The sequence below is a fragment of the Cyanobium gracile PCC 6307 genome (assembly GCF_000316515.1).
Taxonomy (GTDB): Bacteria; Cyanobacteriota; Cyanobacteriia; order PCC-6307; family Cyanobiaceae; genus Cyanobium; species Cyanobium gracile.
The window spans coordinates 1196013-1212155 of sequence record NC_019675.1; the positions used below are offsets into that span (position 1 = coordinate 1196013).

The following is a 16143-nucleotide window of genomic DNA, read 5'->3' on the forward strand; positions in this document are numbered from 1 at the left end:
AGGTGGTGTTCGTTTCACACATGGCCACCCGCAGCGGTGCCCCCCTGCTGCTGCTGTGGCTGTTGCGCTGGCTGATGGAACACGGGCAAGACATCGAGCCGGCCGTGGTGCTGCTCAGCGATGGGCCCCTGCGGCCGGAGTTCGAAGCCCTCGCCCCCACGGTCGCCTGGAGCCAACCCCTCTTCCAACCCCTGCGTGAGCGGCTTGCCACCAGGCTGGGTAGGGGCACCCCCACCAGTCCAGCCGGCCTCCTTGAGGCTGCGATAAGGCGCCACAAGCCCGACTTGATCTACCTGAACACCTTGGTGCTGGGCAAGCACCTCAAGGGCCTCAGCACCGACCCGACCCTGCCAGCCTGTCTGAGCCACGTGCATGAGCTCGAAACAACGCTCGCCACGATGAGCACCCCGGAGGCTGTGGCCCGCCAGCTGGCCCTCTCCAGCGAAGTGGTGGCCTGCGCCGAAAGGGTGAAGCAATCCCTTCAGGCCCATCACGGCCTCCCGCTCAGCCGCTGCACGGTGATTCCGGAGTTCGTTCCATTTTCTGCACAAGACCTTGTTCCGACGACCGAGCCCGTCCCACCCCTGAAGGGGAACGCGGCGGATCCGCTCATGAGGCGCCTTGAGGTCGCCGTTGAGAACGGCACTTTCGTCTTCGGGTTCGCCGGCCAGGCGATCGCCCGAAAGGGGTTCGATCTCTTCCCGCAGCTGGTACGGGAATGCGAACGGGTCTTCGCCGGAACGCCCTTCCTTGCTGTCTGGCTCGGCGCCGCAGCGGCCCAGGAGCAGGTGATCGTGGCCCGACGAGATCTATGCCTGATGCAATTGGAACACCGTGCCCTGCTCCTCCCGCCCATGCCCACCGGCATCAGTGTCATCCGGCGCTACGCGGTCCATGGGTTGCTTTCACGGGAGGATCCCTACCCCGTGGTCGCCCTGGAGGCGGCCGTCACGGCCGTGCCCACCGTGTGCTTCCGCAGCAGTGGGGGGATCGCGGACTTCGTGGCCGATGGCTGCGGCGTGGCGGTGGACTATCTGGATCTTCGGGCCTTCGCTACTGCCCTGCATCGGCTCAGCGCGGACCCGGAGAGCCGTCGGCGTCTGGGCGAGCGCAGCCGGGCCAAGGTGTTCCGGGAGTCCAGCATCGACGTCGTGGCACCCCAACTGCTGGCATCCATGGAGCGGGCCATGGCGGCCGGAGCCCGCCGTGGTTGAGGCGCCCCTGCCCAGCTCCCGCCGCCTCTATGGCTGGCCCGAGAGCCCCGGCCTCACCGTGCCAGAGCGGTTCAACACCGATCCGGATCGACCGCTCTTCTCGATCGTCATCCCCACCCTCAACCAGGGGCCCTACATCGAGGACACCCTGCTCTCGATCCTCTGGCAGGGCTACGACAACGTCGAGATCATCGTGGTGGACGGCGGCAGCACCGACGACACCCCGGCGGTGCTGGAGCGCTACCGCCCCTGGATCTCGGTGCTGATCAGCGAGCCCGACCGGGGCCAGTCGGACGCCATCAACAAGGGATTCCGCCGGGCCAGCGGATCGATCCTGGCCTGGCTCAACTCCGACGACCTCTATCTCCCCGGTGCCTTCCGCACCGTGCTGGAGGCCTTCGCCGCCCAGCCTGGCGGCCGCTGGGTGATCGGCAGCGGCGACATCATCAGCGCCGACCAGCAGTTCCTGCGCCACGTCCCCGCCCGGGCGGGATCGGAGCAGACTCTGCTGGCGATCGAGAACGACTGCTTCCTGCTCCAGCAGAGTTGCTTCTGGAGCGCCTCCCTCTGGCAGGAGGCCGGCGGGCAGGTGGACGAGTCCCTCAGCCTACTGATGGACTACGACCTCTGGTGGCGATTTTCCCGGCGCTGCACCGGCATCGTCACCCAGGAGAAACTGGGTGCCATGCGCTACTACGCCACCGTGAAGACCCGCCGCCAGGGGGAACGGTTTCCGGCCGAACTGGCCACCATCTACGCCCGCTACGGGGCCAGCGCATCGCTCGATCGGCTGGTGCAGCAGCTGCTGGCGGAGACATCCGCCCTCGGCGAGCGGCTCTCGGCCCTGGAGCGCCAGCTGCCGGTGCGGCTGCTGCGTCGCCTGCGGCTGCTCCCCCGACCATGACGACACCCGAACTCTTCGTCGGCATCACCAGCTGGAACAGCGAGCTGTTTCTGCCCCACTGCCTGGAGGCCCTCCAAGCCACCACCGCGGACCTCCACACCCGCGTCTGCGTGCTGGACAACGGCTCCACCGACCGCTCGGTGGCCATCGCCCGGCAGCGGGGGGCCGAGGTGGTGCAGCGCCGCTGCAGCCAGCCGGAGGCGCTCAATGCCCTGCTGAACCGATCGCGCTCCCCCTACACCCTGCTGCTGCATGCGGACGTGATCCTGCTGGCACCGGACTGGTTCGAGCTGTGCCGCTCCCGGCTGGGGGAGGGGGTGGCCCTGGTGTCACCCCAGGACATCGGCTGCGGACCGCTCACTCGCCCCTTCGGCGCCGGCATGCCGGAGAGCTCCTTCCTGCTGATGCACACCCGGCGGTTCCTCCGCTGCCGGCGCCTCCACTGGCGGCGCAAGGGGCGCCTGCCGCGGCCCCGCTACGAGATCGACTTCCACGGCCCCCACATCACCCACCACCTGCCGCGGGAGCTCCAGCGGCAGAAGCTCGGCTGGGTGCCCATGGATGTCTACGTGTCCAACCGGGCCAGCGAACCGCTGTTCACGCCGGCCTCGCCACCGGCGGTCTGGAGCGACGAGCTGGCCTACCTGCGCTACGGCCTCGGCAACTTCTACGGCCTCGACGGCACCATCACCCACTACCACAACTGGTACGACCGGATCGCCGCCCGGGAGAAGAGTGAATCGGCACCGAACCCCGCGCGCAAGGATTTCCCGGTGGACTTCATCCGCTCCTACACAAACCGGCTGCTGGAGGACTACGGCGCCGGCCGGCTGGAGCTGCCCACCGACCTCAGCACCACCCGCACCCCCAGGGCGCTCTAGCCCACCGCTTCCTTCATGACCGGTCCCTCGTCGCCACGGCCGATCGCCGCCCATTTCCTGCTGGTGCCGGAGCTGCTGCACTCGCCCCCCAACGAGGCGATCATCTCCGCCCTTCTGGAGAACGGCTACGACGTCCACGTCTTCGCCCCCGGTCCCTGCGGCAGCACCGCCCCCTACGGCGAACGGGTCAGCACCCACCTTGTGGCCTATTCGATGCGCTGGCTGCTGGCCCAGGCCTGGCGCCCCCGCTGGCGGCGGTACGCCTGCTTCTCGGGCACCACCGAGGATCCGATCGCCGTGGTGGGGGTGCTGGCCCGCCTGCACCGCCGTCCCTCCTTCATCCTGGGGGACGAGATCCGCGCCGGCAGCTACCGGGGTCCGCGCTCGGAGCGCTGGAAACGGCTCTGTCTGCAGGCCTACCGGCGGGCGCGCTTCACCATCGTCAACGACACCCACCGGGTGGATCTGGTGCGCGACTACGCCGGCCTGCCGCCGGCCCAGCCGGTGCTGGTCTTCCCGGGCTGCTTCCGCCATCCGCCGGAGCGGGATCCACTGCTGCGCCGGGAGCTCCGCCAGCGCTGGGGACTGGCGCCGGACGCCCTCACCCTGGCCATCTCCGGGGGCTTCAACCTCACCGCCGGCGCCGACTGGCTGCTCGACGCCCTGCACGAGGATCCGGCCCTCTGCGCCGTGATCCAGCCCCTGGGGGTCGATCCCCTGGCCCTCTACCTGCTGCGGCGCCTGAGCCTGGGGGGCCGGCTCCACATCGAGACCGGGCGGCTGTCCTGGCAGGAGGCCTGGCGATCGGCCGTGGGCTACGACATCGGCCTGGCGGTGTACACCAATCCAGCGCCCCAGTTCCAGGCCATGGGGGTCAGCTCCAACCGCCTGTGCATGTACCTGGCCATGGGGGTGCCGGTGATCTGCAGCCGCCAGCCCAGCTTCCAGTTCGTCGAGGACTTCGGCTGCGGCGTGATGGTCGACGATGGCGCCGGCTTCCTGGCGGCGGCCCATCAGCTCGGCGCCGACCTGGAAGCCCGCCGGGAAGACTGTGCCCGCTGCTTCCACGACCACATCCGCCCCCGGGAGCGCTACCGCGCCCTGGTGGAGGCGATCGGCGCCCTGGGGCGTCCCTGAGGGAGCACCCACCACCGCCACCATGAACCGCTCCTCCCTCAACCTGCGCCTCTACCTCGCCGCCCGGGCCGTTGTGCACAGCAGCCGCCGCCGCATCCCGCGGGCGCTGCTGCCGCCGCGGCGGCCCCTGGGCGATCGCTTCACGATCGCGATCACCACCTTCGAGGCCCGCTACGAGAGCTACTTCCGTTCCCTCTACCGCTCCCTGCGACGCACGTTCCCCGAGGTGCCGATCCTGGTGGCCGTCAACGGCCACGGCGATCCGGCCAGCCAGAGCCGCTACCTGGAGCGGCTGTGCGCCGAGCTGGCCAGCGGCGAGCCGCCCCACTGCCGCTTCCTGCTGCATGAGCGGGTGGTGGGCCTCTGCCAGATGTGGAACGAACTGCTCCAGGCCAGCCCGACGGCCACCACCCTGGTGCTCAACGACGATCTGCGCATCGACCCCTACCTGCGGCGCTGGGCCGAAGCGATGGCCTGGGAATCGGTGGATCTCAGCCTGCTCAACAACACCTGGTCCCATTTCGCCATCGGCCGACACTGCTGGGAGCGGATCGGTGCCTTCGACCAGAGCTTCAGCGGCATCGGCTTCGAGGACATGGACTACACCGCCCGGGCCTCCCTTGCGGGCGTGGGGATCGAGGGCGTGGCGTGTCCCTACCTGCACCATGCCAATGACGAGCCCGCCACCACCTCCTTCGACGGCCAGTCGGAGCGGGTGTGGGGAAAGTACACCTCCGCCAACCAGGTGGTGTTCGTCCGCAAGTGGGAACGCTGCCCGGAACACGAAGGGACCTACATCCGCCAGCTCGGCCACCACGTGCGGCCCGTCGCCCCCCTGCCGCACCTCCCCGTGCCGCCCCCGATCCCCGCCGAACCCGGGATCGTCTACCTGGATCGGACGCCATGAGGGTGCTGGTGCTCGCCCCTTCCGCCTACCTGCTCGGCGGCGTCCAGGACTGGCTGGCGAACCTGGTGCCGGGCCTGCGGGACGGTGGGCTGGAGGTGACCGTGGCGGTCCCCGACGGGGACCACCACCGTCATGGCCCCTACGCCCGGGCCTACCCGGCCCTGGCGGTCGAGGCGATCGCCAACCCCAGCGGCAGCGCCGAAGGCCGGATCCGCGCCATCGCCGCCCTGCTGGAGCGGCTGGACCCGGATCTCGTGCTTGGCGTCAACCTGGTCGATCTGTTCCCGGCGGCCCGGCGGGCCAGGTGCCGGGAGCGGTTCCATGGACGGGTGGTGATGACGCTGCATGCGCTGCAGGCGGAGTACTTCGACGATCTGCGCCTGCACGGCGCCGGCATCGACGCGGTGATCGCCACCAATCGCCTGGCCTGCCGGCTGGCGAGCGGGCGGGGCGGGATGGATCCGGCCCGGGTGCTCTACGCCCCTTACGGCGTGCCGGTGCCGCCCTGGCAACTCCCTGGCGGCGATGCAGCCGCCACCCTGAAGCTGGCCTGGGTGGGCCGGCTGGAGCAGGAGCAGAAACGGGTGCACGATCTGCCGCCGCTGCTGGAGGCGCTGCAGGCCCGGGGCATCGAGGTCCGGCTCAGCATCGCCGGCGACGGCGAGGAGCGTCCGGCCCTGGAGCGGTCCCTGACCCCCTGGATCGAACGGGGCAGCGTGCGGATGCTCGGCCATGTCGACCAGGGCCGGCTGGCGGCGGAGGTCTACGGCCATCACCATGCCCTGGTGATCACCTCCTCCTGGGAGACGGGCCCGATCGTGGCCTGGCAAGCCATGGCCAGCGGCATGGCGGTGGTGAGCAGCCGCTATGTGGGAGCGGGCCTGGAGGGGGCCCTGGAGCAGGACGCCACGGCCCTGCTGTTCCCCTGCGGAGACACGGACGCCGCCGCCGGCGAACTGGCGCGGCTGCGGGATCCGGCCCTGCTGGAGCGGCTCTCCAGGGCCGGTCACGCCCTGGTGGCCCGTCGCTACAGCGGGGCGGCCGCCCTGGCCGCCTGGCGGCGGGCCCTTGATCAGGTGACGGCCCTGCCCCCCTTGCCGCAGGTCCAGGAGGAGCCGGCGCCGGCCCCGGCCGGACGGCTGGACCGCTGGCTGGGCCGCCAGCGGGGTGAGGACCTGCGCCGGCTGCTGGGGCTGCGCTTCCGCCACGGCAGCGCCGGCAGCGAGTGGCCCCATTCCGGCGGCGATGGGGCTGTCGATGTTGCAGGCACCGGGGCCCAGGCCGAGGACCTGCTGGCGGCGGCGGCCCGCCTCGACGCTCCCGGTGCGTCCCATGGCTGAGGCGGCGGGGCCCACCCGGCGGGAGCGGCTGGGGGTGTGGCTGAAGGACCGGCTCCGCTACGAGTGGCTGCTGCGCCGTCCGGCACCGGCCCAGCTCGGCATCGCCAACCGCCGCGAACGGCTGGAGGCCGCCCCCGATGGATTCGGTCAGGCCTGTCTGTGGCGCTACACCTCTCGCCTGCACGCGCCGGCCGTCCAGCCGGAGCTCGGCCGGCGCCTGCTGAGCCGCTGCCTGGCGGCGGCACCGATCCGGCGCCGGCCCACCCCCGGCTGGGCCGATGGGCCACCGGAGCTGAGCGTGCTGATCGGCCACCGGGGTACCGAGCGGCTGCCCCTGCTGCTGGCCACCCTCGAGTCCCTCGCCACCCAGGAGGGCGTCCGGCTCGAATGCCTGGTGATCGAGCAGGACAGCGAGCCCCGCATCGCCGACCGGCTTCCGGCCTGGGTGCGCCACATCCACGGCCCCCTGCCGGACCCCACCGCCCCCTACAACCGCTCCCACACCTTCAACCTCGGCGCCCGCGAGGCCCACGCCCCGGTGCTGCTGCTCCACGACAACGACATGCTCGTGCCCACCGGCTACGCCCGCCGCCTGCTGGAGCGGATCAGCCGGGGCTACGCGGTGGTGAACCCGAAGCGGTTCGTCTTCTACCTCGATGAGACCCACAGCGCGGCGGTGCTGGCCGGCTCGGGCGCCTATGACGCCAGGCCGGCGGAGGCGATCGTGCAGAACCTGGAGGCCGGCGGCTCGATGGCGATCACCGCCGAGGCCTACGCCGCCATCGGTGGGATGGATGAGGGCTTCGTCGGCTGGGGCGGGGAGGACAACGAGTTCTGGGACCGCTGCCTCACCCGGCCCACCTGGATCTGGGGCTACGAGCCGATCGTGCACCTCTGGCACCGGGGCCAGCCCCTCAAGCACCAGAAGGACAACCCCAACCTGGAGAGGGCCCGGGCCGTGATGCGGCGACCCGCCCTCGAGCGCATCGCCGCCCTGCGGCCCGCCCCGGTGAGCGGCCTGGTCAGCACGATCATCCCGGTCCACAACCGCGCCGCCCTGCTGCGCGAAGCGGTGGCCAGCGTGCTCGAGCAGGACCACCGGCCGATCGAAATCGTCATCGTCGATGACGGCTCCAGCGATGACACCGCCGCCGTGGCCGACGGGCTGGCCGCCGCCCATCCGCAGACCATCCGGGTGATCCACCAGCCCAACGGCGGTCCCGGTGCCGCCCGCCAGCGGGGCCTGGACTACAGCCGCGGGGAATTCGTCCAGTACCTCGACAGCGACGACCTGCTGCTGCCCGGCAAGTTCAGCGCCCAGGTGGGCGCCCTGCGGCGCTCCGCCGGAACCGGGATCGCCTACGGCCCCAGCCTGGAGGAGGACCACTCCCGGCGGCCCGTGGAACGGCGCGGCCCGATGCGGGCCACCGGGATCCCCCTGGAGCGGCTGTTCCCCCGGCTGCTGCTGGAGCGCTGGTGGACCACCAGCTGTCCCCTCTACCGGCGCGACCTGCTCGACCGCATCGGCCCCTGGCAGCCCTGGATCAACGAGGAGGACTGGGAGTACGACGGCCGGGCCGGGGCAACCGGCACGCTCCTGGCGTGGGTACCGGGCGACGTCTCGGTGCGGCGGATCCACATGGGCGACGACCACCTCAGCGACCGGGGCCACCTGGACCCCCGCAAGCTGGTGGACCGCTCCCGCGCCCAGGAGTCGCTGCTGCGCAGTGCCCTGGCCGCCGGCGTCGACCCCGACGGCCCCGAAATGGCGCGCTTCTCCCGCTCCGCCTTCCTGCTCAGCCGCCAGTGCGGCGCCGCCGGCGCCGAGTACGCCGCCCGCCGGCTGTTCCGGCTGGCCCGGCGCCACGGGGCCCGGCAGCCGCGACGGCAGCTGGAGTTCCTGCTCTACGGCCTTCTGGCCACGGCCCTGGGCTGGGGCCGGGCGGCCCGGCTGAGCATGGGAGTCCGGACACGGCTGCGGCCAGGACCCCGCCCAGGGGGGAACATGGCCTGAGGTGATGCACGAGCCTGTGGAGCACGAATCCGGCACGGCCCCGATGGTGTCGGTGGTGATGGGGGTTCGCAACGGCGCCGCCAGCCTCGCCGCGACCCTCGATTCCCTGACCGCCCAGGAGGGGGTGGACCTGGAGATCGTGGTGATCAACGACGGCTCCAGCGACAACACCGGCGCCCTGCTCGCCGCCCGGGCCGCCACCGAGCCGCGGCTGCGGGTGCTGGATCGGCCGGGACGGGGCCTCACCCGCTCCCTGATCGAGGGCTGCCAGCTGGCCCGCGGCCAATTCATCGCCCGCCAGGACGCCGGCGACCTCTCCCTGCCGAGCCGGCTGCAGCGGCAGCTGCGCTGCCTGGAGGAGAACCCGGAAGCCAGTCTCTGCTCCACCCACGTGCGCCTGGTGGTGCCGGAGGGGGCCACCGTGCGCGTCAACGCGCCGGAGCCCGCGGAGCTGGCCGATGGCCTCACCGGGCCCGCCATCCACGGCTCGGTGATGATGCGTCGCAGCGCCTACGAGCGCGCCGGGGGCTATCGGCCGATGTTCTATTTCGCCCAGGACATCGATCTCTGGAGCCGCATGGTGGAGCTCGGCAAGCACCTGGTCGTGCCGGAGGTGCTCTACGAGGCCACCCTCTCCCCTGGATCGATCAGCGGCTCCCGGCGCCGGGAACAGGACGCTTTCCATGGCCTGATCGTCGCGGCCACCGAGGCGCGACGATCAGGCCGGGAGGAGGGGCCCGTGCTGGCCGAGGCCGAGGCGCTGAGCCAGCACTGCCGCGGCTCGATACCCGACCCCCGCCGCCAGGCCGATGGGGCCTACTTCATCGGCGCCTGCCTCAGCCGCGAGCACCCGGACCTGGCCCGCCGCTACCTGCGCCAGGCCCTGGCCCTCAACCCCTGGCACCTCAAGGCCCGGCTCAAGCTGGCCACCCTGCCATGACCCTCAGCGTCGCCATTCCCACCTTCGGCCGCGATCAGGTGCTGATCGACAGCGTTGCCGCCCTGCTGGCGCTGGATCCACCTCCGTTCGAGCTGCTGGTCGTCGACCAGACGCCCCGCCACGACCCCGGCTGCGAGGCCCGGCTGGCTGCCTGGCAGGCGGAAGGACGGATCCGGTGGCTGCGGCTGCCGACCCCCTCGATCACCGGCGCCATGAACGTGGCCCTGCAGGAGGCCCGCGGCGAGCGGGTGCTGTTCCTCGACGACGACATCCTGCCGGACCCGGAGCTGCTCAACGCCCACGAACGGGCCGGGGCGGCCGACCCCGGCGCCATGCTGGCCGGGCGGGTGCTGCAGCCCTGGCACGGGGGCCAGAGCGATCCGGAGGACGGGCCCTTCCTGTTCAACAGCCTGCGGCCCCGCTCCGTGGAGGAATTCATGGGGGGCAACGTGGCCATCCCTCGGCGGCTGGCCCTGGAGCTGGGGGGGTTCGACCAGAATTTCGTGCGGGTGGCCTACCGCTTCGAGGCTGAATTCGCCTTTCGCTGGCGCCAGGCCGGCCATCCGATCCTGTACGTGCCCGGTGCCCTGATCCACCACCTCCGGGCCGAGCGCGGCGGCACGCGCAGCTACGGCAAGCACCTCACCACGGTGAAGCCCGACCACGCCGTGGGCCGGTACTACTTCCAGCTGCGCACCCAGCCCCTTCCGGCGGCCCTGGCGGCCTGCCTGCGCGGCTGGCTGGGGTCAGTGCGCAGTCGCCACCACCTGCGCCATCCCTGGTGGATCCCCCCCACCCTGATCGCCGAAGGGCGCGGCCTGCTCTGGGCCCTGCGGCTGCAGCGCAAGGGCCCGGCCCTGCTGCCCACTCGCCGGCGGCGGCTGCTGATCGCCGGCAGCCATCCAGTGCAGTACCAGACGCCCCTGTTCCAGGCCCTGGCCGCCGCCCCCGGCGTGGCCACGGAGGTGCTTTACCTCACCCTCCCGGACGCCCGCACCCAGGGGCTTGGATTCGGCGTCGCCTTCGAGTGGGACGTGCCGCTGCTGGAGGGCTACCCCTGGCACCGGGCCGCCAGTGGCCGGGGCCGCGGCATCACTTCCGGCTACCGGGGCGTCTGGCTGGCCCGGCCCTTCGGGGAGCTGGGCTTCGGCTCGGCCCGGCAGCGTCCCGATGCCCTGCTGCTCACCGGCTGGCACTTCCTGGGCATGGTGCAGCTGTTCATCGCCGCCCGTCTGCAGGGCCTGCCGGTGCTGCTGCGAATGGATTCCAACGCCTTCCGTCCCAGGCCCTGGCCCCTGAACCTCGCCTACTGGCTGTTGTTCCGGGGGGTGTCGGTGGGCCTTCCGGTGGGCACGGCCAATGCCCGCTGGTACCGCCAGTTCGGGGTCCCCCAGGAGCGGCTGGTGCCGTCACCCCACTTCGTCGACAACGCCTACTTCGCGGAGCGGGCCGCGACCCTGCGCCCCCGCCGGGACGCGCTGCGCCAGGACTGGTCTGTCCCCCGGGAGGCCTTCTGCTTCCTGTTCGCCGGCAAGCTCCAGCCCAAGAAACGGCCCCTCGACCTGCTCGAAGCGCTGCGGCTGCTGCTGATGGACCCACTGCCCCCGCCGGTGCATCTGCTGATCGTGGGCAGCGGCCCCCTGGAGGAAGCCTGCAGGGCACTGGCCCGCCAGCACGCCCTGCCGGTGAGTTTCGCCGGCTTCCTGAACCAGTCGGCCATGCCCTCGGCCTATGCGGTGGCCGACGCCCTGGTGCTGCCCTCCGACCACGGCGAGACCTGGGGGCTGGTGGTGAATGAGGCCATGGCCTGCGGGCTGCCGGCGATCGTGAGCGACCAGGTGGGCTGCGCCGAGGACCTGGTGCTGGAGGGCCGCACGGGCCTGGTGAGCCCCGCCGGCCAGCCGGCGGCCCTGGCCGCGGCCATGGGCCGGATGGCCGCCGATCCGGCGGCCGCCGCCAGGATGGGGCAGGCGGCCCGGGAGCTCGTCAACAGCCGCTTCAGCGTGGCGAACGCCGCCGAGGGGATCCTGGTGGGGCTGGCCCTGCTGGAGCGGCGCTGAGATGGCCAGGGCCCTGATCCTCTCCCTCCAGCCGCCGGGGGGCGGCGGCGTCCAGGCCCGCCGCTACGCCAAGCTCCTCCCCCATCTGCCGGCGGCCGGCTGGGAGTTCCATGTCGTCGGCCCCGACCCCCGGCTGGATGCGGTCACCCCGGAACCCTTGCGGGGCCAGGAGCGCTTCTGCCACTACAGCCGACAGGTGTCCCGCTCCCAGCGCTGTGCCATCCGCAGGAACCGGCGCCGGCCCGGCTCGCTGCTGTACCTCTGGTTCGGCCTGCGCCAGCTGATCCATCGGTTGCTGGAGCAGCTGGGCCACCACGACCCCCAGACCCATGCCCTCGAGGGCCTCAGGGCCACGGCCCTGGAGACGGCGGCGCGCCTCCCCATCGATGTGGTGGCCGGCATCTGTCCGGATTTCCGCGTGCTCGAGGTGGCCCACGAGGTGGCCGCGCGGCTCGGCAGACCCTTCATCGCCATCTATGACGATCCCTTCGGCCACCGGGAGAAGGGACGCTTCCACCCGGCCCACCCCGAGCGCCAGCGGGCCGTGCTGGCCGCCGCCGCGGGGGCCGTGTTCGCCTCGCCCCTCACCCTGGAGCGCTACCGGGAGCAGGGGCTGCTGGGCGACACGCCGGCCCGGTTCCTGCCGGACTGCTTCGATCCCGGTGAGACTCCCGCGGCCCCTCCGGCCAGCGTGAGCGGCGGCCCGGCCGGCGGGGGGGTGCCGGAGCGACCCCTTGCTCCGCTGACGCTGTTCCACCCCGGCAACCTGGGCCCCTGGCGGCCGATCGAGCCGCTGCTGGAGGCCGGGCGGCGCTGGCGGGCCGAGGCGCGCGGCGGGCTGCGGATCCTGCTCTACGGCTATCTCTACGAAGCGGCCCGGGCGGCCATCGGCAGCGACCCCCTCCTGCGCCAGGACGTCACGATCCACGCCGCCGTCAGCAACGAACGCTCCCATCAGCTGGCGGAGGCCGCCGATGGCCTGCTGGTGCTGATCGGCCCGCGCCACACCGACAACCTGCCCTCGAAGTTCTTCGAATACCTGCCCCATGCCACGCCGGTGCTGGTGGCCGGACCGGCCGGCAACCCGCTGCAGGCGATCGTCGAAGGACTGGAGAAGGGGATCTACTGCGACATCGAGAGCAGCGCAGCCATTTTCGACGCCCTGGTGGCCCTGCGGGAGCGGGGCGGCTGGTTCCGGGAGCGCCACCGCCACCACCGTGAGGCCATCGCCGCCTACGCCGCCCCTGCCGTGGCCGGGGCCTGGGGGGCGGCCTTCGACGACTTCCTGGCGGTTCGCCCGGCGCCATGAGGGTGCTCCATGTCATCCCCTCGATCAGCCCGCTGCGGGGTGGCCCCAGCCGGGCCGTGATCGAGATGGTGGCGGCCCTGCGGCTCCAGGAGGTGGATGCGGCGATCCTCACCACCAACGACCATGGCCCGGGGCTGCACCCCGAGCTGGTCACCGGCCGCTGGCAGCAGCACCAGGGGGTGCCGGTGCTGGCCTTTCCCCGCTGGAGTCCACCCGTCGCTGCCCTGCGGGAGTTCGCCATCAGTCCCGGACTCAGCCTCTGGCTGGCCCGCCACCTGGAGGACTACGACCTGCTCCACATCCATGCCCTGTTCTCCTACCCCTCCACGAGCGCCATGGCCCAGGCCCGCTGGGCCGGCGTTCCCTACATCCTGCGCAGCATCGGCCAGCTGAGTCCGTGGAGCCTGGCCCAGAGCCGCGGCCGCAAGCGGCTGATGCTGCGCCTGATCGAACGGCGCAACCTGCAGCGGGCGGCCGCCCTGCACTTCACCACCGGCGCCGAGCGGGACGAGGCCGCCGCCCTCGGCCTGGCTCCCCCCACCCTGGTGCTGCCCCTGGGGGTGCGCGGCCCCGAAGGGGCGGCGGCGGCGGGCGACCGGGATGGCACCGCACCGGTCCGCTTTCTGTTCCTGTCACGGCTGCACCCCAAGAAGCGACTGGAAAACCTGCTGGACGCCCTGGCCCTGCTGCAGCGGCACCGGCCGGATGCGCCCTGGGAGTTGGCCATCGCCGGCGACGGGGAGCCGCGCTATGTCGCAGGCCTGCAGGAGCGCTGCCGGCGGCAGGGCCTGGAGGCCCGTTGCCGCTGGCTGGGGTTCGTGGAGGGGGAGGCCAAGTGGCGGGCGCTGCAGACGGCCGACTGGTACGTGCTGCCATCGGCGGCGGAGAATTTCGGCATCGCCGCCGTGGAGGCCCTCGCCGCCGGCACACCGGTGATCCTGTCCCCCGAGGTGGCCGTGGCCGCCGACGTGGAGCGCTGCGGCGCCGGCCTGGTCTGCGGCAGCGACCCCGAAGCCCTCGCCCGGGCCCTGACCACCGCCCTGGAGCGGCCCACCCTGTCCATGCGGGCGTCCGCCCTTAATCTGGCTCAGAAGGACTTTTCCTGGAACACGATCGCCCTTCAGCTGCGTGACGCTTACCGCCAGGTGCTGAACTCCTCCGCCGGCCGATGACCATCCTCCTGCTGATCGTGCTCTTCGGGGCCCTGGCCGCCGTCCTTCTGGATGGCGACTGGCGTGCCGGCCTGATGGTCACCCTGCTGATCGGCTTTGTGCAGGATCCCCTGCGCAAGATCACCCCGGACCAGCCCGGCTACATGGTGGGTCTCGTGCTGATCGGCTTTGCCCTGTGCGGCGCGGTGCTGCTCGAGCGGGCGGGCCGATTCAACCTGCGGGCCATGTTCTGGACCGTGCCGCAGTTCGACGGCTGGGTGAGCATCTACTTCGCCCTGATCGCCCTGCAGAGCCTCAACAGCTTCGCCCGCTTCTCCGACATCCGCCTCACCGCCATCGGAGCAGCCTTTTACCTGGCCCCGGCCTTCGGTCTCTGGGTGGGCTTCCAGGTGGGCTGCTCCCTGCCGCTCCTCAAGCGCCTGCTGACGCTCTACCTGATCGGTTCGACGGTGATGGGCTTCACCGTCTACCTCAGCTTCCAGGGGGTTGACCATCCCACCCTCAAGGAAGTGGGCGAGGGCCTGCTGATCACCTTCCGCCACGGCTTCTCCGCCCAGGGAGCCTCCGGCTTCTGGCGCACCAGTGAGATCGCCTCCTGGCAGCTGTCGGCGGCGGCCTGCATCGCCGCATCGATGGGCATCGCCAGCCAGAAACCCACCAACCAGTTCGGGCTCCTGCTGCTGGCGGCAGGCTTCGCCTTCCTGACGCTCCTCACCGGCCGGCGCAAGGCCCAGGTGCTGATCCTGGCGTTCGTGGCCGTCTACCTGCTGCTCTTCAGCCGGCGGGCCAGCCCCGCCTCCAAGGAGAGGGTGATCTCGAGCGTGCTCGGGGTGGCCGGGATCGCCTACCCCCTCTATGCCTTCATCCTCTCCGAGAATCTGGGCGAGAACTTCGGCGAGTACACCAACCGCTCGCTGACCATCCAGCAGGATCTGGTCGAGCGCTTCGATTCCCAGGGCATCGGCGCCACCCTGCGGGCCATCGAGATCTCCGACGGCATCGGCATGGGGGTGGGTGCCGGCGCCAGCACGGGGGGCCTGGTGAGGAACGCGGCCCGCGATGCCATCCAGAGTGTGGCCTTCGTCTCCGAGGGGGGAGGCGGGCGCCTCATCCTCGAACTGGGCGTCCCCGGCATGGTGGTGCTCGGGGTGCTCCTGGTGCTGCTGGGCCTCGTGCTGCTGCGCAATTTCCGACTGCTGAAGCAACTGCCCCAGTCCACCTCGGCCCTGCTGATGGGGCTCATGTCCTTCGCCCTGGCCAACGTGCCGGCATTCTTCTCCGCCGCCCAGCTCTACGGCGACCCCTTCGTACTCATCCTGATGAGTCTGTCCCTCGGCTCCTTCCTGGCCATTCCCACCCTCGTGTCCCAGCAGCAGGAGCAGTGGGCGCTGTGGCAGGAGCAGCGACGCCAGCAGCAGATCCTTCTGGAGCAGCACTCCCAGCCCCAAACATGAGTCGGAACGAGCCCGCCACGCCGCTCCTCACCGCCCTGATCCTGACCCACAACGAAGAGGCCAACATCGGCCGCACCCTCGACCACCTGGGCTGGGTGGATTCCATCCTGGTGATCGACAGCGGCAGCAGCGATGCCACCCTCTCGATCCTCGCCGGCCATGGGGCGGTGCGGGTGCTGCATCGGCCGTTCGACAGCTTCGCCGACCAGTGCAACTTCGGCCTCAACCAGATCACCTCCCCCTGGGTGTTGAGCCTGGATGCGGACTATCTGATCCCGCCGCCGCTGGCCGCTGAAATCCAGGCGGTGATCAGGGATCCGGCGGCCACCGCGATGGCCGGCTATGCCATCCCATTCCGATACTGCATCGGCGGCCGGCCCCTGCGCAGCGGCATGCTGCCCCCCCGCACCAGCCTCTACCGCCCGGGGCTGGGCCGCTATCGCAACGACGGCCATGGCCACCGCATCGTCCTCTCGGGGCCCGTGGGGCGGCTGCGGCAGCCGATCTTCCACGACGACCGCAAACCCCTGCAGCGCTGGCTGGCCTCCCAGGGCTCCTACCTGGCGATCGAGGCGGCCAAGCTGCGGGCCACCCCCTCCAGCCAGCTGTCCCCGGCGGATCGGCTGCGCAAGCACACCCCCCTGGCCCCCTTGGCGGCCCTGCTGTTCTGCCTGATCTGGAAGGGGGGGCTCCTGGAGGGCTGGCGCGGCTGGGCCTACGCCCAGCAACGCATGTATGCCGAACTGCTGCTCCATCTGATGCTCCTGGAGGGCCGCTGCAGCCTCTCGACTCCCCCGTGAATGCCCACAGG

At 71.5% G+C, this 16143-nt stretch carries 13 protein-coding genes; all 13 read left to right on the forward strand.

Features of this window, described 5'->3' with window-relative positions:
- The first annotated feature begins 20 nt into the window (after positions 1 to 20).
- From CYAGR_RS18175 to CYAGR_RS05730, 13 genes are read left to right on the forward strand one after another with little or no spacing between them, the layout of a single operon-like run.
- Positions 21 to 1214: a glycosyltransferase family 4 protein gene (locus CYAGR_RS18175; protein WP_216593366.1), complete on the forward strand. Its 1194-nt coding sequence runs from the start codon at positions 21 to 23 to the stop codon at positions 1212 to 1214.
- Positions 1207 to 2118 carry a glycosyltransferase family 2 protein gene (locus CYAGR_RS16375; protein ID WP_015108830.1) on the forward strand — a complete coding sequence of 304 codons (912 nt, stop codon included), beginning with the start codon at positions 1207 to 1209 and terminating at the stop codon, positions 2116 to 2118. Before CYAGR_RS18175 ends, CYAGR_RS16375 begins: the two co-directional genes overlap by 8 nt.
- Positions 2115 to 2999: a glycosyltransferase gene (locus CYAGR_RS05680; protein ID WP_015108831.1), complete on the forward strand. Its 885-nt coding sequence runs from the start codon at positions 2115 to 2117 to the stop codon at positions 2997 to 2999. The genes CYAGR_RS16375 and CYAGR_RS05680 overlap by 4 nt, the downstream gene beginning before the upstream one ends.
- A 15-nt stretch (positions 3000 to 3014) precedes the next feature.
- Positions 3015 to 4136, forward strand: coding sequence for a glycosyltransferase family protein (locus CYAGR_RS05685; RefSeq protein WP_015108832.1), 1122 nt, complete (start codon positions 3015 to 3017; stop codon positions 4134 to 4136).
- 22 nt (positions 4137 to 4158) lie between these two features.
- Positions 4159 to 5043 (forward strand): glycosyltransferase family 2 protein, encoded by an 885-nt coding sequence (locus CYAGR_RS05690; RefSeq protein WP_015108833.1) that lies wholly within the window; start codon positions 4159 to 4161, stop codon positions 5041 to 5043.
- Positions 5040 to 6383 carry a glycosyltransferase family 4 protein gene (locus CYAGR_RS05695; protein ID WP_015108834.1) on the forward strand — a complete coding sequence of 448 codons (1344 nt, stop codon included), beginning with the start codon at positions 5040 to 5042 and terminating at the stop codon, positions 6381 to 6383. The genes CYAGR_RS05690 and CYAGR_RS05695 overlap by 4 nt, the downstream gene beginning before the upstream one ends.
- A complete protein-coding gene (locus CYAGR_RS16380; protein WP_015108835.1) occupies positions 6376 to 8397 on the forward strand; it encodes a glycosyltransferase family 2 protein in 2022 nt (673 codons plus the stop codon). The genes CYAGR_RS05695 and CYAGR_RS16380 overlap by 8 nt, the downstream gene beginning before the upstream one ends.
- Before the next feature lie 4 nt (positions 8398 to 8401).
- A complete protein-coding gene (locus tag CYAGR_RS16385; protein WP_015108836.1) occupies positions 8402 to 9337 on the forward strand; it encodes a glycosyltransferase family 2 protein in 936 nt (311 codons plus the stop codon).
- The gene (locus tag CYAGR_RS17730) at positions 9334 to 11397 is read left to right on the forward strand and encodes a glycosyltransferase (protein ID WP_015108837.1); all 2064 of its coding nucleotides are present in this window, start codon (positions 9334 to 9336) and stop codon (positions 11395 to 11397) included. The genes CYAGR_RS16385 and CYAGR_RS17730 overlap by 4 nt, the downstream gene beginning before the upstream one ends.
- 1 nt (position 11398) lies before the next feature.
- Positions 11399 to 12706, forward strand: a complete 1308-nt coding sequence (locus CYAGR_RS05715) for a glycosyltransferase family protein (protein WP_015108838.1) — start codon at positions 11399 to 11401, stop codon at positions 12704 to 12706.
- Positions 12703 to 13878, forward strand: coding sequence for a glycosyltransferase (locus tag CYAGR_RS05720; RefSeq protein ID WP_015108839.1), 1176 nt, complete (start codon positions 12703 to 12705; stop codon positions 13876 to 13878). Before CYAGR_RS05715 ends, CYAGR_RS05720 begins: the two co-directional genes overlap by 4 nt.
- Positions 13875 to 15332, forward strand: coding sequence for a hypothetical protein (locus CYAGR_RS05725; RefSeq protein ID WP_015108840.1), 1458 nt, complete (start codon positions 13875 to 13877; stop codon positions 15330 to 15332). The genes CYAGR_RS05720 and CYAGR_RS05725 overlap by 4 nt, the downstream gene beginning before the upstream one ends.
- Positions 15329 to 16132 (forward strand): glycosyltransferase family 2 protein, encoded by an 804-nt coding sequence (locus CYAGR_RS05730; protein WP_015108841.1) that lies wholly within the window; start codon positions 15329 to 15331, stop codon positions 16130 to 16132. The genes CYAGR_RS05725 and CYAGR_RS05730 overlap by 4 nt, the downstream gene beginning before the upstream one ends.
- Positions 16133 to 16143: the final 11 nt, after the last annotated feature.

What these genes read in the sequence shown, in the direction of transcription:
- CYAGR_RS05730 (WP_015108841.1), top strand. Translation starts at nt 15,329, where the DNA reads ATGAGTCGGAACGAGCCCGCCACGCCGCTCCTCACCGCCCTGATCCTG.
- CYAGR_RS05720 (WP_015108839.1), top strand. Translation starts at nt 12,703, where the DNA reads ATGAGGGTGCTCCATGTCATCCCCTCGATCAGCCCGCTGCGGGGTGGC.
- CYAGR_RS16380 (WP_015108835.1), top strand. Translation starts at nt 6,376, where the DNA reads ATGGCTGAGGCGGCGGGGCCCACCCGGCGGGAGCGGCTGGGGGTGTGG.
- CYAGR_RS05695 (WP_015108834.1), top strand. Translation starts at nt 5,040, where the DNA reads ATGAGGGTGCTGGTGCTCGCCCCTTCCGCCTACCTGCTCGGCGGCGTC.
- CYAGR_RS05690 (WP_015108833.1), top strand. Translation starts at nt 4,159, where the DNA reads ATGAACCGCTCCTCCCTCAACCTGCGCCTCTACCTCGCCGCCCGGGCC.
- CYAGR_RS05685 (WP_015108832.1), top strand. Translation starts at nt 3,015, where the DNA reads ATGACCGGTCCCTCGTCGCCACGGCCGATCGCCGCCCATTTCCTGCTG.
- CYAGR_RS05680 (WP_015108831.1), top strand. Translation starts at nt 2,115, where the DNA reads ATGACGACACCCGAACTCTTCGTCGGCATCACCAGCTGGAACAGCGAG.
- CYAGR_RS17730 (WP_015108837.1), top strand. Translation starts at nt 9,334, where the DNA reads ATGACCCTCAGCGTCGCCATTCCCACCTTCGGCCGCGATCAGGTGCTG.
- CYAGR_RS16385 (WP_015108836.1), top strand. Translation starts at nt 8,402, where the DNA reads ATGCACGAGCCTGTGGAGCACGAATCCGGCACGGCCCCGATGGTGTCG.
- CYAGR_RS18175 (WP_216593366.1), top strand. Translation starts at nt 21, where the DNA reads ATGGCCACCCGCAGCGGTGCCCCCCTGCTGCTGCTGTGGCTGTTGCGC.
- CYAGR_RS05725 (WP_015108840.1), top strand. Translation starts at nt 13,875, where the DNA reads ATGACCATCCTCCTGCTGATCGTGCTCTTCGGGGCCCTGGCCGCCGTC.
- CYAGR_RS05715 (WP_015108838.1), top strand. Translation starts at nt 11,399, where the DNA reads ATGGCCAGGGCCCTGATCCTCTCCCTCCAGCCGCCGGGGGGCGGCGGC.